The organism is Fluoribacter dumoffii NY 23, from assembly GCF_000236165.1.
Classification (GTDB): Bacteria; Pseudomonadota; Gammaproteobacteria; order Legionellales; family Legionellaceae; genus Legionella; species Legionella dumoffii.
Map to the genome: position 1 here is coordinate 2,087,350 of NZ_CM001373.1, position 24,270 is coordinate 2,111,619.

Below are 24,270 nucleotides of genomic sequence, written 5' to 3' on the forward strand. Positions count from 1 at the left end.
CCTAAATCCAGGTTATATTTATCTTTTCCTTTCTCTTTGCCGAGAAAAGACTTTTGATAAGCACTGAATCATTTTAAAGGAGTAATAGACAATGCAAACAAACAACAACCCCTGTGGATTAGATGGTTTTGCTTTCCTGGAGTTTTCAGGTCCCGATCAGCAACGTCTGCATCAACAGTTCATGGAAATGGGTTTTCAAGCTACAGCACATCATCAAAATCAGAATATTACTTTATTTCAGCAAGGCGAGATTCAGTTTATAGTCAATGCCGCCACACATTGCCAGGCAGAAGAACATGCCAAAACTCATGGGGCAGGTGCTTGCGCCATGGGATTTAAGGTGAAAAATGCCAAAACAGCTTTTGAATACGCTATCAAGCATGGAGCGACTGCTTTTGAAGATTGTACCCATGCCCACCATGGCTTATTGGGTATTCAGGCAATAGGAGGCAGTGTGATCTATTTTGTTGATGATCAACATCAACCCTTTTCGGCTCATTGGGAACATCAACCCAATAAAAAAGTACAAGGTAACGGCCTGATCCTCATTGATCACCTGACCCATAATGTTTTTCGAGGCAATATGGATAAATGGGCCCAGTTCTATGAATCCATTTTTAATTTTCAGGAAATTCGTTATTTTAATATCAAAGGAAAAATGACGGGGTTACTAAGTCGAGCACTGGGAAGCCCCTGCGGCAAAATAAAAATACCTTTAAATGAATCCAAAGATGATTTATCCCAAATTGAAGAATTTCTTCACGAATACAAAGGGGAAGGCATTCAGCACATCGCTTTAACTACAGACAATATTTACCATACAGTACATACATTAAGAGAACAAGGGGTTAAATTCCTGGATGTTCCCGATACATATTATGAAATGCTCAATGCTCGGCTCCCCTGGCATCAGGAACCGGTGAAGCAACTTCAAGAAGAAAAAATCCTGATGGACGGAGAAAGCGATCCCCAGCATGGTTTATTGTTGCAAATATTTACCGAAAATATCTTTGGACCTGTGTTTTTTGAAATTATTCAACGCAAAGGGAATCAAGGTTTCGGTGAGGGGAACTTCCAGGCTTTATTTGAAGCTATTGAACGGGATCAGATACGGCGTGGTACTTTGAAAGAAACATCCGCCTAAAAATGACTGTAGAGCACTGTGCCTGGGTGAAGCGCAGCCGACCCTGGAATTGATGATTTAAACCCGGGATCGCTGCGCTTCACCCAGGCTACATTGAATGAGGAGCTTATGAAACTTGCCAGTTTAAGATCAACATCATCACGCGATGGTGAATTATGCGTGGTTAATCAAGCATTAACTCTTGCAATACGAGTCCCCCATATTGCACCCACCTTACAAAACGCTTTGGATAATTGGGATACTGTTGAAGAAAAATTACTGAAAGTGTATCAAGAACTCAATGAAGGCAACCTGGAAAATTCCTTTAAATTTGATCCCCAACAATACAGTGCCCCTCTTCCTCGTGCGTATCAGTGGGCTGATGGCAGTGCCTATGTAAATCATGTCGAACTCGTACGCAAAGCCCGGGGTGCTGAATTACCAGAGAACTTCTGGACAGATCCCTTGATGTATCAAGGAGGCTCTGATGCATTTTTGGGTCCTCATGATCCTATCCTGGCCGCAGATGAAGCATTTGGCATCGATTTTGAAGCAGAGATTGCGGTTATTACTGATGATGTTCCTATGGGGATAAGCCATGAAAAAGCAGGCCAACATATTAAACTGCTAATGCTCGTTAATGACGTCTCCTTACGTAATTTAATACCGAATGAACTGGCGAAGGGATTTGGTTTTTTCCAATCCAAGCCCTCCAGCAGTTTTTCTCCTGTCGCCATTACCCCGGATGAGTTAGGTGCTGCCTGGGATGGTGAGCGCGTGCATCTGGCCTTGTTAAGTTATCTTAATGGACAACTATTTGGTCAACCGAATGCGGGAATAGATATGACCTTCTCTTTTCCAAAGCTGATAGAACACGCTGCAAAAACCAGGCTTCTTAGTGCCGGATCAATTATTGGTTCAGGAACAGTATCCAACCTTGATCGCAGCAAAGGTTCATCTTGCATTGCTGAAAAACGAATGCTGGAAATCATAGCGCAAGGGCAAGCAACAACATCTTTTATGCATTTTGGTGACAGAATCCGTATTGAAATGCTCGATAAACAGGGTAATAGCCTCTTTGGGGCCATTGATCAAGTCGTGAAAAAGGTGTGAGTAATGAAACTTTATGATTATTTTCGTTCAACAGCCTGTTACCGTGTGCGTATTGCTTTAAATTTAAAAAAAATTGCCTATGAGAAAGTAAACATCCATTTAGTAAATCATGGGGGAGAGCAACACTCACCCGAGTATCGGGAAGTTAATCCTCAAGGCCTGGTTCCAAGCCTGGAAATCAATGGTCAGGTAATAAGCCAATCCCTTGCTATCATTGACTACCTGGAAGAAACTGTTCCCAATCCTGCATTGTTGCCTCAGGACCCCTGGGAGCGCTCGGCTGTGCGCTCACTCGCTTTAATGGTGGCTTGTGATATGCATCCTTTGAATAATCTGAGGGTACTAAACCGCTTAAAGGACCAATTCCAAGCAACTGAAACTCAAGTTACCGAATGGTACCACCATTGGCTAAAAGCAGGTTTTGATGCGTTTGAAGCGAAATTAAAATCTCTGAAACGAAGAGAACCCTTCTGTTTTGGGGATTCAGTGTCGCTTGCAGATCTCTGCCTTATCCCTCAAGTTTATAATGCCCACCGTTTTCATTTTCCCATGGGCAACTATCCTCTTATCAATGAAATCAACGCGCATTGTTTAACTCTGGAAGCTTTTCAAAAAGCAGTTCCCGAGGTTCAATAGCTCATAGCGTACCCTTTCTTAAGGCTTTGAAGCACCTCGCCATATCCTTTTACTTTAGGTCTATTAAAGCAGTACTTTAAAACCATGCTTTGCTTAACTCTACGGTCACAATACCTTGAGGTGTTTTCTCAAGCATGCTCCAAACCGTTTTGCACCGCTGTAAATGTCCAACGAGGTAGTTGTTATTGCTGCATTTGTAACGTACAGGCATCTGGTCATAAATTTTCCCGGAAGCAATCGCTTCACAATGTTCCCCATTCGTCAGTTCGATACCCCAAGGATAAGTTTGGGACATATCCAAAATTTTATTCTGCTCATTATTTAAAGGTTCTTTCACTTTGATTTGGACACTATCGCCAATCCAGGGAGATTGTGGACATACAGCTTCTGTTCTGTTTGGACCTGCTTTAACAAAGCAGGGATCATAGGTTTTGCCGCCTGCAATACAACGCCAGGCATCCTCTCGGACAATGAGTTGGGATTGAGAGTAGCATTCTCCCCTGAGGGTGTTTTTCACTTGCGGAACAACCTGGTTCACCACATCCCCATAGGGTCTGTATAACTTCAATACGGTATCATTTGCTGTTGCTGCCAAAGAACAAAAAAACAATGAAATGCAGAACACTTGTCGCAACATAATATTTCCTCAATAATTATTCTAAAGCATTTTCATAATTGGGATTATCAAGGGGCGAGAAAATCAAAGTGTTTTAACACCAAGACAGTAGAAATGCTAATAACCCCAGTGTATCATCTCATTTTTAGTTAAAGGTATCTATACTTCACGGAGTCACAAATTGCGAGAGGTATCCAGTTCTCGCTAATCGGACAAATTCTTCAATCGGAACTGCATGAGATAACGTACCTGCGCTTTATTTCAACGAGCGTATCTCGACTGATAGAATTGAAAAAGGCACTTAAACAGTGTTTAGTGATGACGCAAAGTATACTCAGAGTGAGGAGTAAAAAAATGAGTGAAGTTTTTACCATAAAACAATGTTTGGATGGTGAAATCAGCATTGATGAACACGTTACGGTGAGAGGTTGGGTAAAAACCCGGCGCGATTCTAAAATGGGCTTGTCTTTTATCAGCCTGCATGATGGTTCTTGTTTTGCTCCCATTCAAATTGTAGCTACTGACAGCCTGGACAATTATCAGGATGAAGTCAGTAAATTAACCGCGGGATGTTCTATTATTGCTGCGGGAAAATTAGTGGCTTCCCAAGGTAAAGGCCAGGCTTTTGAAATTCAGGCTGACTACATTAAAGTTGTGGGCTGGGTAGATAATCCCGATACCTACCCTATTCAAGCAAAGAGGCATACACTTGAATTTTTGCGTGAGGTCGCCCATCTGCGCCCCCGCACCAATACCATTAGTGCGGTAACCCGGATTCGTCATTGCCTGTCGCAAGCAATCCACCGCTTTTTCCATGAGCAAGGCTTCTTTTGGATACATACACCTATCATTACTTCCAGCGATTGTGAAGGCGCTGGTGAAATGTTCCGCGTCTCTACTTTAGACCTCTTGAATATTCCTAAAAATGAATACGGTCAAATTGATTTTAATAAAGATTTTTTTGGCAAAGAAACATTCCTCACTGTTTCTGGTCAGTTAAACCTTGAAGCCTATTGCATGGCGATGTCGAAGGTATATACTTTTGGTCCCACTTTTCGGGCTGAAAACTCAAATACCAGCCGTCACCTCGCTGAATTCTGGATGATAGAGCCGGAAATCGCTTTTGCCACATTAGAAGATATTTGCACTTTAAGTCAAAGCATGTTGCGTTATTTATGCAAATCCGTTCTGGAAGAACGTGCTGATGATATGGACTTTTTCAATCAATTTGTGGCTCCGGGATGTATTGAACGACTGGAACATATCGCTGAGTCTGATTTTGAAATAATGACTTATACTGATGCAATCAAGATTCTGCAACATTGCGGGCAAAGCTTTGAGTTCCCAGTCAATTGGGGCTTGGATTTACAATCGGAACATGAACGTTATTTGGCAGAAGTCCATTGCAAAAAACCGGTTATCCTGACTAATTATCCTCAAGAAATCAAGGGGTTCTACATGCGGCTGAATGATGATGGCAAAACCGTTGCCGCAATGGATGTTTTAGCCCCTGGAATTGGTGAAATTATTGGCGGCAGTCAGCGTGAAGAACGTTTGGAAATTTTGGACAAGCGAATTGAAGAATGCAATTTAAATAAAGACACCTATCAATGGTATAGGGACTTACGTCGATACGGCACTGTCCCCCATGCAGGGTTCGGTTTGGGTTTCGAGCGTCTGGTTAGCTATGTAACCGGGTTAGCGAATGTACGCGATGTAATTCCTTTCCCACGTACTCCAGGGCATGCTGATTACTAATCAGCTCCTCCGGAAGCTGGGTGAAGGCATGAGCCATAACCCAGTTTCCAATCGCGAATTCGGAGTATCACCTGGATTTAACCAAGTGCATGCACTCTTTGAGCTCAGGGACGACTTTTTACTACGTCTGATTCTTCCTCGAGTTCAGCAATGGCAGGAAGTTCTGTAATGACCATATCTTTCAAGCGCTTATAACTCATAAAACTATTAGGATTAGCGGTGCGCCGTCCCATATCTATCCGATTATAAGTCTCTCTATCTTTAATTTCATCTAGCAAATTTTTCTTGACTGATTCAAGATTTAAATTCGCAGCTTTACCTGTTTTTTCTTTTTTTTTAAACATTCTTAATAACTCCTCTACTTATTGATTAGCCTTTATCTGAAACGATCCCTGAGGGATTTCATAATAGAAATTTATTTAAATTCAGATAAAACACCTTCTCCCAACACTAAAATCCGATCCATTTGTTTTGCCAACTGCTGATCATGAGTCACAATAACTAAAGCCGTGTTCATTTTTCTATTCAACTCAAGCATTAAATCAAATACTTTTGTAGCAGTTGCCTGATCCAGATTTCCTGTCGGTTCATCGGCCAATACACAGTAGGGTTGATGTACCAAAGCACGAGCTATAGCAACTCGTTGCCGCTCTCCTCCTGAAAGCTGAGCGGGTTTATGTGTTTTTCTTTCTTTAAGTCCAACATCATCCAGCATTTTACTTGCTTCAGCCGTTGCATCTTTTACTGAAAGATTGGCTAGCATCAAAGGCATGGATACGTTTTCAAGTGCAGTAAATTCAGGTAACAAGTGATGAAACTGGTAGATAAAACCCAAGCCTTGATTGCGTAATCGACAACGCTGCTTTTCGTTTACTTTTTGCCAATTAACATCCTTAATTAAAACCTCACCCGTAGTAGGTTTGTCCAAGCCGCCTAATAAATGCAACAAGGTGCTTTTTCCTGATCCGGAAGGACCAATAATTGCAAGACGCTCACCTTTAGCTATCGATAAATCAATCCCTCGTAATACCTCAACTTTAGAAGCACCATCATTGTAGGACTTACATAATTTTTTAGCATTTAAAATAATATCACTCATAATGCAAAGCCTCCGCAATTACTGTTTTTGAGGCGCGCCAGGCAGGATAAATTGTTGCAAGAAAACTCATTATCAGAGCCATTAAACATACTTTCCATAAATCACTGAACATAATCTTGGAGGGTAGATAATCGACAAAATAAATACTGGATGACAAAACTTTAAAATGGAACCAGGTTTGCAGATGATTCACGATTGTGGTTGCATTTTTAGCCAAAACCAAGCCACCGAGCAAGCCAAAAATGGTGCCGACAATTCCTACCATCATTCCCTGTACAATGAACGTCCATAAGATGGTTGAAGGGGTTGCCCCAATTGTTCTTAAAATAGCAATTTCTGCTTGCTTGTCGTTAACCACCATGACTAAAGAGGATACCAGATTAAATGCGGCTACAGCGATTATGAGCAGCAAAATCATAAACATCATGGTTTTTTCCATTTTGACAGCCTCGAAAAAAGCGCCATATTGTTGTGTCCAATTGCCCACCTGATATTCCTCCCCTAGCAGATGAGATAAACGGGCTGACAATTCAGGGGCTTGGTACACATTATTTATTTTCATTTTAATGCCAGTTACATCTTCTCCCATTTGCAATAATTTTTGAGCATCCCCCATATTGATGAATGCCAGTTTGGTATCAAAATTAAATCCTGTTCCCGCAGAAAAGACGCCAACTACTGTAAATCGCTTAAAGCGGGGAATCATACCCGCAGGAGTCACGGTGGCCTGAGGAATCATTATGGTGACTTTATCGCCAATCATGGTTCCCATATTGTCAGCAAGCCCTCTGCCCAGAATAATGCCAAAATCTTTCAAATTAGAAAGGCTTCCAGCCAGCAATTTATCTTGCAAATGACTCATTTGTTCTTCTTTCTCAGGCAATACGCCAGTTAACACAACAGGTAACACCTGTCCTTCATGAACCATTAAGCCTTGCCCCCCGACGTAAGGTGAAAATGCTTTTATCTCGGGAATTGTTTGAATCTTTTTAGCTACTTCAGGCCAATTATTGAGCCTTTCATTCGGGCCAGAGACTGTAATTTCGGGAGCCATACCGAAAAAACGGTTATGTATCTGTTCATCAAATCCATTCATGACGGATAAAACGGTAACAAGAACCATTACTCCCAAGCCAATACCAAGCATGGAGCTTAAGGAAATAAAAGAAACAAAATGGTTCTTTTTTCGAGAACGCGTATAGCGTAACCCCATAAAAAGAGCTAATGGTTTATACATAGTTACTTTTGATTTGAGTTAAAGTCTTATTGTAGAGAAAAAATCACCCAAACGATATACCCAATAGAGAGTTCTACGGTTATATTGTTTCATTATCAGCTAACCCACACACTTATCCACAGAATCTGTGGATATTTAGCCGGTATCGCAAAATGCTTGGGGCAAGCAGGGAATCTAAAGGAGATTGCTCCAAACACCCCATGACAGGGCCATTGCCAGCGAGCAGCACTGGATTTTCGCTTATTTTTATTTTTTCCCATTACAGTTTATGGGTTTTCTTTCTTCATTCAGGATGTTGTTTCATCTTTTTACTCTACTTAAATCCTTTGGTGTGCCTTCATACATTCTTCCTTGTTATTCAAATCGCTTGCCGCCACCGTTTATCAACGACACCAAGCATGGTAATCAAAATGGATAAACATGAGGCCCCTACTACTTGCTCGGTCATGAATGGTATTAATTTTTTGCATAATCAGTCATCAGCAAACAAATTAAAAGTTTACAAAAAAAGATCTTTAGGTAAAATCAACAATCCAAAAAATATGCTATAAGTGAAAAAAAATGGCAGCATCCCAACGTAATAAAGAATTAATTTCTAGGCTTCTAACCAATTATAATAAGCTTTCTGGCTGGAGACGATGGCTTTTCCCAATCAAGTTCACAGAAGCAACCCAAGAAGAAGATACCTTTACGTTGTGTCATGTTTTATTAAACAGCTGGTTTTCATCATTTTGGCGAGCAGTTTTTCCATTCCTGGATTCTTTTGCCCAAAGCGATCTATATCATTCCTGTCGGGTGGTTGATAATTTTGGTTTACTTACAGAGGCCAATTTTAACTTGGTAGCTGCCCATGAAAATCCTAATGTACTTTGGGATGCCTTAACGAGCATTTCGATTTATCATAAGGAAAAATTCTATGACAAATTTCAACTTGACTTGGTTTTTTTCTCCGGCAGTCGAGCACAAGCTAATTTTCAACGTATAGTGATTCATAAGAATCCGACTGCTCTTATAGATGCTTTTGACAGCTATTTTTCTTACAGTGATTTTATCTTACAAAGTGCATCAGTTCATAACCTTAACACAATCCTCCAGACAGATCTTGATACGATAGCTACCAGCTCAGATGCCCCTAGCCAGGTCGTTGACGCATTGCACCTGCTTTATTGTTCCCAAAAGAAAATCGAAGAAGTAGATCGTCTCCTAATTACACAAAATCCTTCTTTAAAAATGGTACAAGCTCTGTGTTTTGTAAAACAGGCTGGATTGTTGAGAGGAGAGTTAAGCCAGGCAATCAGAGATCTTTTGATAAAAAGTTCAAATCCTTTTGATTCTATTTCTATTGTTTATTATCTCCAACTTGAAGGTGTATTAACCGGAAAGATGGGACAAGAAATCTGTACGGGTGAAGCGATTGCATATTCTCCGAAAGAAATCCCGCAGGCCCTTAAAGCCTTACAAGACTTTCATTTATCCTCAGATGAAAATCGTTTCAAGCTACTCACAGCATGCTATTCCCCTAGCATACTTATAAATATTCTGGCCTGCCTTCAAGAGAATAACCTGTTAGCCGAACCCATTACTTGCCAGCTAAATTTTGATCTTGCCTTTAAAAATGCATACCTTAGAGCTTTTGGGTCGATGGTTTCCAGTCTGCATTTGGCAGGTTTATTGGATTTGGAGAGCAGAGGGCAGGAGAATTATTTTAAAATTACCGAATTTGGAGAGGCTTTGGCGCCTTTATTGTTGCTATTAAGCAAAAACAACTTACTAAACCAGGAAATTTTTGATCGCATCAATCAACATAAAACATGTCTGGGATTACATCTTTGGCAAAATATTCCTACGGATGCTTTCAGAGAAGAACATATTCTTGAGGTTCTTCGCATTTGCGATGACCGTTCCACAAGTCAATTGAGTAAGATGTCGAGTTGTATACGTTATATCAAAAATACTATTCTCAAGAAGGAGCAAGTGCGTCCCTCATCAGATGAACCAACTCCGGCTGATAATAAAAATGATATGGACGCCACGCCTTCTTTTACAGTTTGAAGCACAACTTCTTTTTCTATCCTAGGGTGTCCTCAAAACACCCTGTTTCTGTCCCTGACATAGTCGCTGCCAAAAACGGATCTCTACCTACACATTAAATCCACAAGTTGTTAGATAAATTTATTTAATGCAAAATGACTTAGCAAAAAAAACCAATATTTGACTTAAATAAGGACTATTATGGCTTCCTCACAGCTCGACCTTAAAAAAAGCATTTTAAGTGATAAGCTTAATGCTTTAATTAACACCCCTCTCGTTTGCCTTGAGGAAGTTAATACGTTGTTGGATGAGGAACTTAACTTAACACAATCTGGAAAAGCGTTGGGACAGTTAACTGATTTCATTCATCTCGTTTCCTTTCTAAAAACAAGACGTTTTTCCAACCCTGGCAAGGCCCTGAAACTGTTTGTGCATGAACAGACTCAACCGGAAACAAGGAAAGCAATGCTTCAGTCATTGCAAATGGCTCCCCCGCAAGAAGACACGATTTATGAACTCATTTGTCTTTTGGCTCAAAATAATAAACTTGTTTATTATTCAGATCTCACTCAGGTTACGCCACTTCGTGTCACCATGAGAAAAGGAGAGGATAGTTATGTGGAAGAACACAGTCAATGGTATTTAATTTTTGAACTATTTGGACTCTGTAAGAATCTTCCCTCTGAACTAATTCCCCTACTCGCAGAACTATTAAGCAGTACAAAGCTTTCTGTAGAGACCCTGCAAGCAATTGGCAAATTTTTTAATTATCTGGATAAGCTCAAGCTCTTAAATAATGAACTTGTTGCTGCAATGCTACCCCAACTACACTATAAAAACAGCATAGAAAAACTTCAATCATTCCTGATCAGATTGCAACAAAATGAACTCCTCGACCCGCTCGTTTTAAAACATGCTTTGTCCTTTCTGCAGCATTTGGATGCACTTATGGTTTTTTTCTCAATCTATCAGGAAGAATTGCGCACTGCCAGCTCATCTCGGGAAACATTGGAAAAACTCCCCTCCTATTGCCGCTTGTCTCTTCAGGAAGAAGGCAGTTTTGATGATGAAGTATCCACAAACACCCCTCTACATATGGCTGTTATTCAACGTGACGTTTCTCATCTGCGAGAAGGATTATGTTTAGCAAATGCAAAACTGCTTTTAGCAACTTCCTATGATAATACAGCCTTAGTGTTAGCCTGCAAACTGGCCGATAAAGAATCGGCGAGCCTCATTTTGACACGGATGTGCGAATTGAATTGTAGTGTAAATCAGGCAGACCAATATGGAATGACAGCACTTCATTGGGCTAAATTTTATCATTTTGATGATTTATGCCAGAAGCTTATTCGTGCCGGGGCCAATGAATCCTTAAAAACAGAAAATGGACAAAACACTACCTATTTCGCAAAACATCGATTTACCCTGGAGGATTTTAAAATTCAAGGCCGTGAAATTATCCAGGATCAGTTTCATTTAAAAAATAGGGCCTTGACCGACATTGCCTTCCATGCCGATAAAATTGCTTTAAATTTACAATTAACCACTGCGTATGAAGTGATGGAGTTGTATCAAAAAGATGAAGGGGCACAAATCCGTACCTCCAACCGTTTTTATTTATTTTTTAAAACATTCCGTACGCGCTTGCTTGAATGGCTGGAACATCAAAGAGAAGCGGATCTTCAACCCGAGCAGGAAGGAGTTGCGTTAAATTTTATTCCTAGCTAAATAAAAACTTCGGGAAGAACTCATTTCCATATCAATGAGTGATTGAGGAGACATTTTCCTGCAACACGGAAGAACTACCCAGGATAAGGGCAAAGCATGCTTGCAGGAAGTAATGGTGTTATTTTAGCAAACAAGCGGTTATTCTATAGGCACACGATGTAAACCTGCTCTCAGGTAAGGTAATTTATATGAATCTTAGCTCTTGGTATTATCCTTCACTCATTGCTTTATGTCTTTATGGCGCTTGGGGATATTGGGGAACAAGAGCATCGAACTTTATTAATCCCTTGTCGATTACTTTTTATTCGAGCATAGGTGTATTAATTTCAGGCATTATCGCCCTTGTCTTACTTGATTTTAAGCTGGAGCTTTGTCCCAAAGGAGGAACCTACGGATTGCTAAACGGTCTGGCGAGTGGGGTGGCGTGTATTTTCTTCATTCTGGCGTTGCAAAAAGGGCCTACCATGCCTGTGGTGCTCGTCACTTCCATGTATCCGATGATAACCCTTTTGTTATGCGTTGTGTTCCTGAAACAGGGGTTAACCTTTAAACACGGGTTGGGAATGGTGTTTGCAATTTTAGCTCTAATCTTACTTGCTACGGAATAACTGGTGATTGGTGCCCAGGGCCGGAATCGAACCGGCACGGAGGTTAAGCTCCGAGGGATTTTAAGTCCCTTGCGTCTACCTGTTTCGCCACCTGGGCAATATTCTTATGGAGGCTGAGGCCGGAATCGAACCGGCGTCCACGGCTTTGCAGGCCGCTGCATGACCACTCTGCCACACAGCCTCATTTGATACTTCTAATACGTCTATACCTTTAGCTCTAAAAAAAAAGCGACTTTTTTGTCGCTTTAATTTGGAGCGGGAAACGAGACTCGAACTCGCGACCCCAACCTTGGCAAGGTTGTGCTCTACCAACTGAGCTATTCCCGCGTCTCTACGGGGTGTGATTCTACCGAAATTTAACACCCTGTCAATAATAAAATTAATTTTTTTTCGTTAATTCTGGCCACGCAATCGCCAAATAAATAATCATCGACCAAATCGTTAAAATTGCAGCCACATAAAGTAAAACAAAACCGAAAATACCGCCCCAATTATCCAACGAATTAAACGCCAACAATAAAAACAAAGCAATCATTTGCAGAAACGTTTTTATCTTGCCAACATAACCGACAGTGACACTTGCACGTCTCCCAATTTCCGCCATCCATTCCCTGAGGGCGGAAATTACAATTTCACGTCCTACAATAACAATGGCAGGAATCGTAATATAATTAATTTCCTTGGCGCCTACGAGCAATAACAAACTGGTGGAAACCAGTAACTTGTCTGCGACCGGATCGAGGAATGCACCGAAAGGAGACATCATTTTTAGCTTGCGAGCCAAATAGCCATCTAACCAATCAGTGAAACTTGCTGCCGCAAAAATACTGGCTGCCAACATATGTGCAAATGAAAACGGCAAATAAAATACAATAATAAATACTGGAATCAGAACGATGCGCAGCAAGGTTAATAAATTTGGCAAACTGGTTAATGTACTCAACGTGTGATACTCCCTTTACAAATGACTAAATAAAGCAACCTCATCCTGTGAGTAGCGCAAAATTAAACCTAGCGGAGAAGAGTCAACCGTTTCTGCTGCCCATAAGTTATTTATGTAGAAATTATCATTTCCACACGCCTGTAAATGCTTCAAGCTATCCCCCTTTTTTTACCATGAGAGGAACATTATTTTAACTTAATGGTTTCCAGCCTCGCCTGCATCCGAACTACAGAGCTAAGCGGTTAACGCCTTTTGGATAAGTTTAAATAATCCGCTACCTGTTTATAATCATCAAATACGGCCACTGCCCCAGCTGCTTTGAGAACAGCTTCTTCCTGTTGATGATAAATATCGATTCCTATGGCTGTTACCTGAATACTTTTGGCCATTTCCATATCGGAAAGTGAATCACCTATCATCAAAGTTGTAGCCGGGGTTACACCATATTCTTCTATAATTTCTTCCAACATTTGCGGACAAGGTTTCGCAGGTACTTGTCCTGCAGAACGAGTTACTTTAAATAGTTTATCAAGACCGGCAGCCTGTAAGGCACGAAACAGGGATTGATGTCCCTTATTGGTTGCAACAGCCAGATTGATCTCGGCTTCATGCAATTGATGGATTAACTCCCTCACCCCGGGCATCAAGCAAACATCTGAGGAACGAGAGTGCATTGCCAATTGCACTGCCTGCAACAAGTGCTGATGTTGGGATTCAGTCAAATGAGGATAAGTTTTCTTCAAAGCCTGGACTAACCCTAAATCAACAAATTTTCTCGCCAGATGAGGATCAAAATCACCAAAACCCAACAAATTCGCTTCGGTAGCAACTACGTGCAAAATTATCCCTAAAGTATCCGCAATAGTACCTTCCCAGTCAAATACTACCAAATCATATGGATTGCTCATCTCTCACTACGCTCCTCGCACGTAACTGTTTTAGTGCGGTAGAAAAATGGTTATCTGCATCCGCTTGGAACAAATGCTTTGTACCGTTCAATTCAAATTGAATGGATCGTGCATGTAAAAAAAGTCGATGATTAGAATTATCTATGCCTTCTACTTCTCCTGCAAGTGCTCCGTATTTTTTATCACCAACTATCACATGTCCTAAATGGGCGCTATGGACGCGAATCTGGTGGGTACGTCCCGTTTTAGGGCTGGCCTCAACCCAACAGGCCTGTTGATAGTTTTCAAGAAGTTTAAATTTTGTTTCAGAAGCTTTTCCTTCTTCTGTAACTGAAACAATACGCTCACCGGACTTCAAAGTATTTTTTTCGAGTGCAGCCCTAACAATCACCTGTTTTTTACCTTTCCAGGGATGGGTCAATAATGCCCAATAAGTTTTTTGTACTTCACGTGATTCAAGCAATGCATGCATCGCCCTCAAGGTGCTTCTTTTCTTTGCTAATAAAAGACAGCCTGAAGTTTCCTTATCCAGACGATGGATCAATTCCAAGTACGCTAAATCCTGCCGGGTTTTTCTTAAAGCCTCAATAACTCCAAGACTCAACCCGCTGCCCCCATGGACAGCAATACCGGCCGGCTTGTTAATGACCAAAAAACAGGGGTCTTCAAAAATGATGCATTCTTTCAGCCGTTTTGCCAAAGCATCCCCTACAAATACTTCTTTGGTTTCGGACAAGCGAATTGGCGGGATACGCACACTATCCCCGGCATGTAGTCTTGAATTAATTTGGGCTCTTTTTTTATTAACCCGAACTTCACCGCCGCGTATAATTCTGTAGATATGGCTTTTGGGAACGCCCTTTAAAATACGAATTAAATAGTTATCCAGACGTTGCCCTTCTTCTTCATTACTGATTTCTTTATAACTAACTTCACTCATTGTCAATAAACCTGTTTGCTGGGCGTGATTTTTTTGATATGATCGCCAGTAGCGTGGGAAAATTTCCATGCAACCGAATTATAACGCATTTAAATAAAAAAAGCGTGACTATTTACTTTAAAGTATATGCTAATCATTGAGGAAGTTCGGCCTTGGCCGTCTAAATGAATGATTATTTGTTAAATAAAGAGTTACATAAAAATAGCGCTTCCATTTAAGCACAAAGATATAAGGAAGCGAACCAATGCCAGAGATAAATTGAGCATATTTTTGACAGAAACCTACGCATGCCAGACATGCTTTATACCGATTACGGATTATTTCAGGGCTTTCGCACGCCGTTGGCTTCCTATTTCAGTCCGTTTAATTTGTAATCAGTATATTTCACAGTATGCACCTCGCATTAGACCTCTTTCGAAACTCACTGAGAAGAAAATGCCAGGAGGAATGGAGCACAGAACCGGAATGTACACTTCAGTACGTAAGAATTCGAGCACCATACCGATGACGCAATTGCCCTCTTCAGCAGCGTTGCGAAAGAGCCCTCTTGTACAGGTAACATGCGTAACGTCTGTTTTCAAGGCTATTGGTTCGCCTAAAGATCACATCGCTTATTGTTCAATCCCAGGTACTACTGACCTCTCGCCTACTTGCGGTGAAATTCCCGGGTTTTCAAAAATTGCCTCAAGGCATACCAATGTATGCAACGACGCACAGAAAATCCAGACATCAGCCAAAAGCGCAGAAATATCAGTAAATCCAGTTGAACCTCTAAGGTATTTTGAGCCTTATACTATCTCAACTTAAGTGACGGCGCCCTAATTTATGGGGTAACAGATGGAAAAAATGTTAATCAATGCAATACAAACTGAGGAAGTACGTGTTGCACTTGTAAAAGACCGTTATTTATTTGACCTGGATATTGAATGTCCTGGTGAAGTGAAAAAAAAGGGCAATATTTATAAAGCAACCGTCACCCGACGGGAGCCAAGCCTCGATGCCGTTTTTGTTGAATACGGCTCTAAACGGCAAGGCTTTTTGCCTCTTAAAGAAATTGCACCTGAATATTTAAGCAAAAATCCCGAAGATTTTGGTGACGAAAAACCGCCAATTACTGCATTAATCCGGGAAGGCCAGGAATTACTGGTGCAGGTCGATAAAGAAGAGCGCGGCAGCAAAGGGGCGGCGCTGACTACCTATATTACTTTAGCCGGTTGCTACCTGGTTCTAATGCCTAATAATCCTCGTTCCGGAGGTATATCCAGACGTATTGAAGGTGAAGAGCGTGATGAACTGCGCGAAACACTTAATGCACTGACTTTACCCGAAGATATGGGACTTATTATCCGTACCGCGGGTGTCGGCAAAAGCCAGGAGGAATTACAAGATGACCTGGATATGCTGTGTAATCAATGGCAATCCATCAAACAAGCTTATAATACAGAACTTGCGCCTTGCTTAATTCATCAGGAAGGTGATGTCATCATTCGTTCGATCCGCGATAATTTACGTAAATCGATCAGCGAAATCATCATTGATGATCAGATTTCTTATATTAAAGCCAAACAATATATTGAACGGGTCAAACCTGAATTTTTACCCAACCTGAAGCTTTATAACAGCAGTATCCCTTTGTTTAACTTTTATCAAATCGAAAGCCAGATAGAAACTGCATACCAGCGTCAGGTCATGCTGCCCTCTGGAGGTGCTTTGGTGATCGACCGAACCGAGGCTCTGGTGTCAATTGATGTCAACTCAGCTAAAGCAACAGGCGGAGCAGACATCGAAGCCACAGCATTCAATACAAATATCGAAGCAGCTGATGAAATTGCGCGTCAGTTACGTCTACGGGATTTGGGTGGTTTGGTGGTCATCGATTTCATCGATATGAGTTCCAGTAAAAATCAGCGGGATGTAGAAAACCGTCTGAAAGAAGCATTGCAAGCTGATAGAGCTCGCATCCAGGTGGGACGTATCTCCCGTTTCGGTCTTCTGGAAATGTCGCGTCAACGCCTGAGATTATCCCTCGGTGAAAGTGCCCAGGAAGTATGTCCACGCTGTGAAGGACGAGGCACTGTACGTAACATCCAGTCGCATGGATTGGCTATCACGCGCCTTATTGAAGAAGAAGCCCTAAAGGAAAAGACCGCTGAAATTCAAGTTCAGCTTCCGGCAGAAATGGCAACCTTCATCATAAATGAAAAGCGTAACTTCATTAAGGATATTGAAAAAAGGCATGGTGTATCAGTAATGATTATCGCTAATCCCTACATGCACTTACCGCAATATTCAATTATCCGTCTCAAAGAAGATAATGTGGGTAAATCCAAAAAGCCCAGTTATACTTTAATCCAGCAACCGGAATTGCATGTTCCTGGAAGTGAGGCAGAAAGCTCTTTACGCGATGAACCTGCAGTCAAACCCATAATGGAACATCAGCCTGTAAAAAGCGCCCAAACCAGTTTTATCAAGCGCTTATGGTCGAGTTTATTTGGCGGACACACAGAAACGTCGGTTTCAGCACCACAAAGTCCATCTAAAAGAACGCAAAGCCGTCATCACACACAGGTAAAAACTTCCAAAGGTTCTGGGGGTGATCGAAGATCGCAAAACCGTAGACGCCGCTCCACTGGCGGTCAACAACAACGGCCCAGCAGCGGTAGCGGCAGCAATCCCTCTGCATCTAACCCGAATCGCAGAAAAACAAACCCGCAGCAACAAGGAAATAGCAAACAAGTTGCCAAAGGAGAAAACAATAAAAGAAGGGAAACTGCAGTAAAAGAATAAAGTTACACAAGTGTAGTCTGTTTGAAAGTTCGCAATACTACACCGTTCAAATTATTCACTGGATTAGGGCTCCGCCTTAATCCAGGCTGTATGCAAGGGAGCCATTGGGTAAAGCTTGCTCCAACATGAAAACAATCCAGCTACCAAACTGCTCTAGGTCAATCAATTTTTTTCTAACAAAATGAACGGGTATAACAAAACATCCTTCGCATTTAGCCCCACCTCAAAATCTTGATTGACTGCACAGGGCGGGAAGTATGATTTATCTTTCTTGAGCAGCGTAAATTACTAAGGAAATAATCTGATCATCTGTTAAAATCGCCCAATTCCAGATTATTTAAGAAAAATAATGACTTGCTACACACTTATTGCAAACCAATTAAGCCAATCTGGCTTGAATTATGAGGTACAACAACTCTCAAAATCAGATATTGTTGAATATATGGTGCTCGAGGCAGCAGGTGCATTATATGTTCTCAAAGGAACACCCATCAAATGTTTTTTTCGCCCAGGCCATACCAGCACTATTTTTTTCCAAGATAATAAAAAGCATTCATCATTAGAGTTCAAACTTGAAACACCGTCAATTAGCAAAGAGGAAGAAACGCATTTTAAGCAAATTCTTAGAAGAATCGAACATAAATTTCCAGAAAGTGCTTTTGATCATGAGCATCAGTTTTATAATTTTTATACCACTCAGTATGCAGTCATTCTTCCTGATGAAAATATTGAACATGCAATTAAATCCTCATCTCTGTTTAGGGCAGCAGGTAATTTATCAGAACTTGATTTAGAGTCGCTTCTGCTTCTGAGAAAAAAACTTAAATCATATATTATTGCTGATGATAATCTCTCGGCTCTGGCAAAGCGCTTAATCGATAGAGTGAATCTCCATTTGGCAGAACATTTTGAACCCGACTTGATTGAACAGATTTCACCCACAGTAAAAAGAAAATTCGCCGCCATGGTGGCAGTTATACAAAAAGAATATAAATTTAATCAGTTGGTAGGGATATTAAATGATAAATTATATGAACTGATTCATAAGGGAACAAAAACTTATAAGGATGTCCATTCCAATACCTTAATTGCTAATAAAGACTTTAATCCCAACTACTCAAATGTGGCTCCAATTGCTCAGGTATTAAGCTCTTCCCTGGTCGATGCCGGAACTAAATTTTTCAATAGCCCTCTTTCCCAAAATAGTTTTAACGAGTTTAAGAAAACATGCGAGGAAAAAATAAAAAACGCCAAGGACGAATTCGCCAAATTTCGCGGTTGGGACAAGTGGTATAATGAATTGAATCCTATTTTGAAATCACTTATTGTTTGTATAAAAGCAATAGGAGGAATTATCGCTGGCCTTACAGTTATTCCAGGAGTACTGACCGAAATTTATTCTGAACAGGGCTATATCGGAACTTTCTTTAATACCAAAACAGACTCGCTCAGAAAATTAGAGATCTTTGAAGAAAACCTGCTCGGCAATGAAGGCATCTTTGATGAATTAAATAAAGAAACTCCCTATTTCGAAATATAAATTTAGAATGCTTTGTGATAGGGGAAAACCGGCAAATTAGTTTAAAATTCTTAGGAGAACTAGTGCGGGGTAATCGATGCAGTTTATATATGAAGCCAACTTATTTGCTGAGTTGCTAGCAAGTTGACATACATCATAGAATCTTCAATAGTGATACAGACTGTGCAGCTTGCTGCACCCTAATTGCTACCCTTTATTCGACACAACAAGGAGAGTTTTAGATGATACCCGTAAAAGGTTACGCAGCTCAAAATGCAAAAGCACCATTAACACCCTACTCATTTGAACGTCGGGAGGTCGGAAAAAATGATGTGCTGATTGATATTCATTATTGCGGTATCTGTCATTCAGATATTCATCAAATAAAAGATGAATGGGGCGGCTCTTTATTTCCCATGGTTCCAGGCCATGAAATTATCGGCGTGGTGAGCCAAACAGGTTCATCAGTCAGCAAATTTAAAGTGGGTGACCGGGTGGGTGTAGGTTGTTTTGTTGATTCATGCCGCCAGTGCGACAATTGCCATGAAGGCATGGAGCAGTTTTGCGATGGGGGAATGACATTAACTTATAATAATCGTGATCGAAAAACCGGGGATTTGGTGCAGGGAGGCTATTCCACCAAAATAGTTGTTGATGAAAACTATGTTTTGCGAATTCCGGAAAACTTGCCTATGGATGCAGCAGCCCCCCTGCTTTGTGCAGGAATAACGCTCTATTCACCCTTAAGACACTGGAATATCGGCCCCGGCAAAAAAGTGGGGATTCTCGGCTTGGGTGGATTGGGACATATGGGCGTCAAACTGGCTCATGCCATGGGGGCTGAAGTTACTGTCTTGAGTCATTCACTCAATAAAGAGGCTGATGGCAGACGGATGGGCGCTGATCATTTTTATGCCACCTCCGATCCTCAAACATTCCAAAAGCTAAACAGCTATTTTGATCTCATTGTCTGCACCGTTTCCGCAAAAATCGACTGGAATGAATACATGCAATTGCTCAAACGGGATGGAACTATGGTGGTGGTGGGTATTCCTGAGGAATCTATTCCAATCAATGCGTTTTCCATGATTGCCCGTCGTAGGAGCCTCGCCGGCTCATTGATTGGAGGCATTAAAGAAACGCAGGAAATGCTTGATTTTTGTGGCAAGCATAATATTGTTTCCGATATTGAATTAATTCCCATAGAGCAAGTCAACGAAGCTTATGAACGGGTTGTAAGAAGCGATGTCCGCTATCGGTTCGTTATAGATATCGGCAGTTTATCCTGAAAACCCCTTTAGCCGGGGAGAGGCTACACAGCCTAACCCGGTCCAGAGTAAAATATCAATAAACCATTCCCAGGGAGTATGTACCCAATTTACGGTACCGCAGTAAGTGAGGAGGTCCCAAACAGACCCAAAATTAGAAATGCCAGGAAAATAACAATAAATAAAAAGAAAAGAACCTTGGCTATACTGGTCGCCGTGGACGCAATACCGCGAAAACCAAATAGACCTGCAACGATGGCGACTACCAGAAAAATGAGCGCCCACTTTAACATGATGATCTCCTTATCTCATTGGATAAATGTTACCTTTTGATTATAGCTGAAAAAATAAGCGTCATGGGAAAAACCACGAACCCATAGAAGCGGAATCTTGCGTAATGTCAGTGCAATTATAAGCCAGTGGCAATAGGATTAACGCCTATATTTGGATTTATCCCGCAATCATCGAGAATTTTAAGTAAGTTGTTACCCTTTTTTGTCAACCGTTTGATACAATACTCTTCCAGATAACTTTTCAAAATATACTCATAATCAGGTAAAGTAAGAATTTTGAGTATTTTTTCTGCCATCTCCAAATGTCGTTTATTCTCCGCGTTGCAGGCTTGAAATAAAACACCCCCAAGCATGGCGGCAATGCTCGCTTTACGGGGAGGGTTGGCCAAATAAAACCGCTGAATGCATTCATCTATGGCCCGTTCTTTATCCCAGGCTACCCATTCATCATAAAAAGCCATGGCTGTGTCGGGATTAAAGCTATTTTTTTCTAATCCCTGAATGGCATAGGCAACAGCTACAATCGCTTGTATATTGGCCCAGGAGCAATTGCCGCTTATTTGTGAGCTGATGGGCATTTTAGCTATTGGAATCAACCCTAATTGTTGATTAATCATCTGATGAAAATAATTTCGAGGTTGTTTTTTATATAAAAAATCTTGTAAAAAACGAACATTCAAGGCGTGAAGATTATTAATTCTATAAATATTGACGCTACCCTCTTGCAAGCTGTTTTCTCCTCGATCAATTTTCGCCCACCATTGCCCAAAGCGAATAAATCCCATCGCATGGCCTCGGCTTGCTGCAGGCAGAATCAGCATGGGTGCCTTTAAAAACTCCTTGAGACGTTGTAAGTGCTGCTCCCCTAAGATTTGCAAATGCTGGTAGTTTAAAAGCTCTTCTGCGAGGGAAAACGCATCGATAATCACATGTGCCAGGGGGAAATATTCCCGTAAATGACGTGTTGAATAACTGCTGATAAAACGTCTTAAAGCATCCCTTATCACTGCAACGGTAAATTCGAGGATAAAGCCTTCGTAATCCAACTCAATAAATTCTCCCTGGGCATTAACTATATCGACATCACCTTGTAACTCAAAACGGTGGCCAATAAGTTTGCCATTGATGAAGTCGAGGGCAAAATCGAGCCTGGCGCCATATTGATAGAGTAAATGCTTGAGTGCATCCTGATTACGTAATACCGGATAAACCAGGACAGAAAGCCCATTGCGGGTATACGCGTTAGGATCTGCACCGTTATCCAATAGCAACTTCGCCATAGCTATATCATTATTATCCACAGCCCAATGCAAGGGACCTCGCCCTGTCACGTCTGTTTTATTAACATTGACTTTACGGGCGATTAGTTGCTCGGCAATTTGAATTTGGCGCGTAATAGCACACTCAATTAAGGGCGTAAAACCATATTCATCAATGTCATCCAACGATTCCCCAGCTCGAAGGTAAGCTTCAAAATCAGGCATTCGATGGCTGATTATGTCACTTGCTATTGTCATTAAGGACCTCTAGGTTTAGGTGTATTAGTAAATCTTGGCATATTACCTAAACGCAGTTGCTTTTCTTGTTCCTGATTGCGTCGTTCGTTATCAAACTCACGCCGCGCATCCGTATTTAAAGGAGGTTCCGGATTCAAGGGAGAGTCAATGCCGTCAAAACGCTGGCTGGCTAACTCTGGATGTTGCAAAATACTATTTTGCAATTGACCTTCAAGTGCTGGCTGAGCCTCTTGATTGGAATGTTCGCGGGCTTTGACTAAGGCAATCCGACGCTCCCCTTGCTGTTCGGCGAGACGTCTTTGCCGTTCCATGGCTTTAGTTTCAACAACTAAAAACGATGTACTTTGCTCCACGCGTGTGAGTACAGGAAGATCCGATACATTTTTGAGCAAAACATACACCGCATTGATACCGCCCTCATCAGGCCTCGCACTATGAAAAGCAACCACTTCTTTAATTTGCGGTAACCAGTGATTGATTAAATTCTTTAACAGAGGGGGAGAATTTTTAGCGCTTTTCGTGCCATGAAAAATAAGCAGGGAAAAGTTTTTCTTCTTCATCTGTCTTTGAATAAACTCCACTAAAGCCTTGCGAGCTTCCTCCGGCTTCAGGTTGGAAAGATCCAGTTTTGCTTCCCAGGGGATTTGTCCCGTTTTTAATTCATGGAACTGCTTACCAGAAACTTTGGGAGTAACAAAAGATAAAATACTGTGAGCAAGAACCGGTTCTTCAATATCATCGGTTAAATAATATTCATTTAGCATGTCTTCAAAATCCAATCGTGTTAATCAAAGTATAACTTAGGTTATAGAAAGTAGGAGGATTTTTTTAAAGTTCTGCTGTTATTCAAAAAAATAGAATTGGATGTTCGGGTTCACCCTGATTCTGCAGCCTCTGGCTGCAGCTCAAAAACTGGCAATCAGCAAAGAGCCAGCTTTCACGCCGCACCTGACCCACAGCAACACCAATATGTTACAAAAACTCTCTTTGCAGTATTTCAGCAATTTGTACCGCATTGGACGCAGCACCTTTGCGAATATTATCTGCAACAACCCACAAATTTAATCCGTTAGGATGGGAAATGTCTTGGCGAATTCGGCCTACAAAAACCTCATCATGGCCTACAGCATTTTTTAGGGCAGTTGGATAACTCGCTTTACCCACATTATCAATTACCTTGACTCCTGGGGCTTTAGAGAGAATTTTACGTGCTTCTTCTGCAGTTAAAGGTTTTTTTAATTCCAGATGGATGGCTTCAGAATGTCCGTAAATAACCGGCACTCTAACGGCTGTGGGGTTAACCATAATGCGCTCATCTTCCATAATTTTACGTGTTTCCCATACCATCTTCATTTCTTCACGGGTATAACCATTTTCTTCAAACTGGTCAATATGCGGGATTGCATTAAAAGCAATCTGTTGTGGGTATACATTGACATTGGCAGGCCTGCCATTCAAAAGATCCCCTACTTGCGAAACAAGTTCACTAATAGCTTTCTTGCCAGTACCTGAAACAGATTGGTAGGTTGCCACATTAATCCGGGCAATTCCTGCCGCATCATGGATAGGTTTCAGGGCTACAACCATCTGGATCGTTGAGCAATTAGGGTTGGCAATAATGCCTCTGTTCTTATATTCCACAATACGGTGAGAATTGACTTCGGGAACTACTAAAGGGATATCGTTCTCATATCGAAAGCAGGAACTGTTATCCACTACCACACATCCACTAGCTGCAGCCTTAGGAGCATATTCTTTGGATACCGAACCGCCTGCTGAAAACAAAGCGATATCTGCTTTGCTGAAATCAAACTCAGCCAAGTCTAAAACATCCAGCTGCTCATTTCTAAATTCTACTGTTTTGCCAACAGAGCGAGAACTGGCTAAGGGATAAAGATTTTTTACAGGAAAATCCCGTTCTTCCAATACCGTTAAAAAAGTTTCGCCAACTGCACCTGTTGCACCAACTATGGCTATATTTAATTCTCTGCTCATTGTTTGACCTCTTCTGAATTCCAAGTTCTCTCGCCCCGGTATCGGGAGAAATACACTGGATTATCATTAACTTATCATCCCTTATTCACCCTTTTGGGTGCAGGGATATTAATCCTTCCCTTATGGATAGAGTCAGAGGATTTTCGCC

At 41.3% G+C, this 24,270-nt stretch carries 21 protein-coding genes and 3 tRNA genes; 10 read left to right on the plus strand and 14 right to left on the minus strand.

What is annotated here, in order from left to right:
- The first annotated feature begins 91 nt into the window (after positions 1 to 91).
- From hppD to maiA, 3 genes are all read left to right on the plus strand, one after another.
- The gene (gene hppD / locus KYQ_RS09320; RefSeq protein ID WP_019349921.1) at positions 92 to 1,144 is read left to right on the plus strand and encodes a 4-hydroxyphenylpyruvate dioxygenase; all 1,053 of its coding nucleotides are present in this window, start codon (positions 92 to 94) and stop codon (positions 1,142 to 1,144) included.
- Positions 1,145 to 1,252: 108 nt separating this feature from the next.
- On the plus strand, positions 1,253 to 2,236 hold the full coding sequence (locus tag KYQ_RS09325) for a fumarylacetoacetate hydrolase family protein (RefSeq protein WP_010652746.1): 984 nt from the start codon (positions 1,253 to 1,255) through the stop codon (positions 2,234 to 2,236).
- Between the two features lie 3 nt (positions 2,237 to 2,239).
- Positions 2,240 to 2,872, plus strand: coding sequence for a maleylacetoacetate isomerase (gene maiA, locus KYQ_RS09330; RefSeq protein ID WP_010652745.1), 633 nt, complete (start codon positions 2,240 to 2,242; stop codon positions 2,870 to 2,872).
- A gap of 76 nt (positions 2,873 to 2,948) precedes the next feature.
- On the opposite strand, the gene KYQ_RS09335 is transcribed toward maiA, so the two are convergent.
- Positions 2,949 to 3,509 carry a hypothetical protein gene (locus tag KYQ_RS09335; protein ID WP_010652744.1) on the minus strand — a complete coding sequence of 187 codons (561 nt, stop codon included), beginning with the start codon at positions 3,507 to 3,509 and terminating at the stop codon, positions 2,949 to 2,951.
- 333 nt (positions 3,510 to 3,842) lie between these two features.
- Between KYQ_RS09335 and asnS the strand changes: the two genes are divergently transcribed.
- A complete protein-coding gene (gene asnS, locus KYQ_RS09340; RefSeq protein WP_010652743.1) occupies positions 3,843 to 5,246 on the plus strand; it encodes an asparagine--tRNA ligase in 1,404 nt (467 codons plus the stop codon).
- A 104-nt stretch (positions 5,247 to 5,350) separates the two neighbouring features.
- Here asnS and KYQ_RS09345 read toward each other — a convergent pair whose 3' ends face one another.
- The 3 genes from KYQ_RS09345 to KYQ_RS09355 form a co-directional block, all read right to left on the minus strand.
- Entirely contained in the window at positions 5,351 to 5,590 is a 240-nt protein-coding gene (locus KYQ_RS09345; RefSeq protein WP_010652742.1) for a hypothetical protein, read from the minus strand.
- A gap of 71 nt (positions 5,591 to 5,661) precedes the next feature.
- On the minus strand, positions 5,662 to 6,345 hold the full coding sequence (lolD, locus tag KYQ_RS09350; RefSeq protein ID WP_010652741.1) for a lipoprotein-releasing ABC transporter ATP-binding protein LolD: 684 nt from the start codon (positions 6,343 to 6,345) through the stop codon (positions 5,662 to 5,664).
- A complete protein-coding gene (locus KYQ_RS09355) occupies positions 6,338 to 7,582 on the minus strand; it encodes a lipoprotein-releasing ABC transporter permease subunit (RefSeq protein ID WP_010652740.1) in 1,245 nt (414 codons plus the stop codon). Before KYQ_RS09355 ends, lolD begins: the two co-directional genes overlap by 8 nt.
- Positions 7,583 to 8,143: 561 nt before the next feature.
- On the opposite strand from KYQ_RS09355, the gene KYQ_RS09365 reads away from it, so the two are divergent.
- The 3 genes from KYQ_RS09365 (at position 8,144) to KYQ_RS09375 (ending at position 11,952) form a co-directional block, all read left to right on the plus strand.
- The gene (locus KYQ_RS09365; RefSeq protein WP_010652738.1) at positions 8,144 to 9,634 is read left to right on the plus strand and encodes a hypothetical protein; all 1,491 of its coding nucleotides are present in this window, start codon (positions 8,144 to 8,146) and stop codon (positions 9,632 to 9,634) included.
- Between the two features lie 180 nt (positions 9,635 to 9,814).
- The gene (ankQ, locus tag KYQ_RS09370; RefSeq protein WP_019349922.1) at positions 9,815 to 11,344 is read left to right on the plus strand and encodes a Dot/Icm T4SS effector AnkQ/LegA10; all 1,530 of its coding nucleotides are present in this window, start codon (positions 9,815 to 9,817) and stop codon (positions 11,342 to 11,344) included.
- Between the two features lie 188 nt (positions 11,345 to 11,532).
- A complete protein-coding gene (locus KYQ_RS09375) occupies positions 11,533 to 11,952 on the plus strand; it encodes an EamA family transporter (RefSeq protein ID WP_010652736.1) in 420 nt (139 codons plus the stop codon).
- Between the two features lie 8 nt (positions 11,953 to 11,960).
- On the opposite strand, the gene KYQ_RS09380 is transcribed toward KYQ_RS09375, so the two are convergent.
- The 6 genes from KYQ_RS09380 to KYQ_RS09405 form a co-directional block, all read right to left on the minus strand.
- Positions 11,961 to 12,049: transfer RNA gene (locus KYQ_RS09380), tRNA-Leu, on the minus strand.
- Between the two features lie 10 nt (positions 12,050 to 12,059).
- Positions 12,060 to 12,133 (minus strand) — tRNA-Cys (locus tag KYQ_RS09385).
- A gap of 70 nt (positions 12,134 to 12,203) precedes the next feature.
- Positions 12,204 to 12,279, minus strand: a tRNA-Gly gene (locus tag KYQ_RS09390).
- Positions 12,280 to 12,331: 52 nt separating this feature from the next.
- Positions 12,332 to 12,895 (minus strand): CDP-diacylglycerol--glycerol-3-phosphate 3-phosphatidyltransferase, encoded by a 564-nt coding sequence (gene pgsA, locus KYQ_RS09395; RefSeq protein WP_010652735.1) that lies wholly within the window; start codon positions 12,893 to 12,895, stop codon positions 12,332 to 12,334.
- Positions 12,896 to 13,137: 242 nt separating this feature from the next.
- Positions 13,138 to 13,803: an HAD family hydrolase gene (locus KYQ_RS09400; protein WP_010652734.1), complete on the minus strand. Its 666-nt coding sequence runs from the start codon at positions 13,801 to 13,803 to the stop codon at positions 13,138 to 13,140.
- On the minus strand, positions 13,787 to 14,743 hold the full coding sequence (locus KYQ_RS09405; protein WP_029489027.1) for an RluA family pseudouridine synthase: 957 nt from the start codon (positions 14,741 to 14,743) through the stop codon (positions 13,787 to 13,789). The genes KYQ_RS09400 and KYQ_RS09405 overlap by 17 nt, the downstream gene beginning before the upstream one ends.
- An 837-nt stretch (positions 14,744 to 15,580) precedes the next feature.
- On the opposite strand from KYQ_RS09405, the gene KYQ_RS18310 reads away from it, so the two are divergent.
- The 3 genes from KYQ_RS18310 (at position 15,581) to KYQ_RS09420 (ending at position 20,338) form a co-directional block, all read left to right on the plus strand.
- On the plus strand, positions 15,581 to 17,530 hold the full coding sequence (locus tag KYQ_RS18310) for an Rne/Rng family ribonuclease (RefSeq protein ID WP_010652732.1): 1,950 nt from the start codon (positions 15,581 to 15,583) through the stop codon (positions 17,528 to 17,530).
- Between the two features lie 349 nt (positions 17,531 to 17,879).
- Complete coding sequence (locus tag KYQ_RS09415; protein WP_019349924.1) at positions 17,880 to 19,070, plus strand: hypothetical protein; 1,191 nt, start codon at positions 17,880 to 17,882, stop codon at positions 19,068 to 19,070.
- Positions 19,071 to 19,291: 221 nt separating this feature from the next.
- On the plus strand, positions 19,292 to 20,338 hold the full coding sequence (locus KYQ_RS09420) for an NAD(P)-dependent alcohol dehydrogenase (protein WP_010652730.1): 1,047 nt from the start codon (positions 19,292 to 19,294) through the stop codon (positions 20,336 to 20,338).
- A gap of 89 nt (positions 20,339 to 20,427) precedes the next feature.
- Here the strand turns inward: KYQ_RS09420 and KYQ_RS09425 are convergent, their stop codons facing one another.
- The 4 genes from KYQ_RS09425 to KYQ_RS09440 form a co-directional block, all read right to left on the minus strand.
- The gene (locus KYQ_RS09425) at positions 20,428 to 20,610 is read right to left on the minus strand and encodes a DUF1328 domain-containing protein (protein ID WP_010652729.1); all 183 of its coding nucleotides are present in this window, start codon (positions 20,608 to 20,610) and stop codon (positions 20,428 to 20,430) included.
- A 116-nt stretch (positions 20,611 to 20,726) separates the two neighbouring features.
- Positions 20,727 to 22,127, minus strand: a complete 1,401-nt coding sequence (gene ankH / locus KYQ_RS09430) for a Dot/Icm T4SS effector AnkH/LegA3 (RefSeq protein ID WP_010652728.1) — start codon at positions 22,125 to 22,127, stop codon at positions 20,727 to 20,729.
- The gene (locus tag KYQ_RS09435) at positions 22,127 to 22,891 is read right to left on the minus strand and encodes a Smr/MutS family protein (protein ID WP_010652727.1); all 765 of its coding nucleotides are present in this window, start codon (positions 22,889 to 22,891) and stop codon (positions 22,127 to 22,129) included. Before KYQ_RS09435 ends, ankH begins: the two co-directional genes overlap by 1 nt.
- A gap of 208 nt (positions 22,892 to 23,099) precedes the next feature.
- On the minus strand, positions 23,100 to 24,122 hold the full coding sequence (locus KYQ_RS09440; RefSeq protein ID WP_010652726.1) for an aspartate-semialdehyde dehydrogenase: 1,023 nt from the start codon (positions 24,120 to 24,122) through the stop codon (positions 23,100 to 23,102).
- Between the last annotated feature and the right edge of the window lie 148 nt (positions 24,123 to 24,270).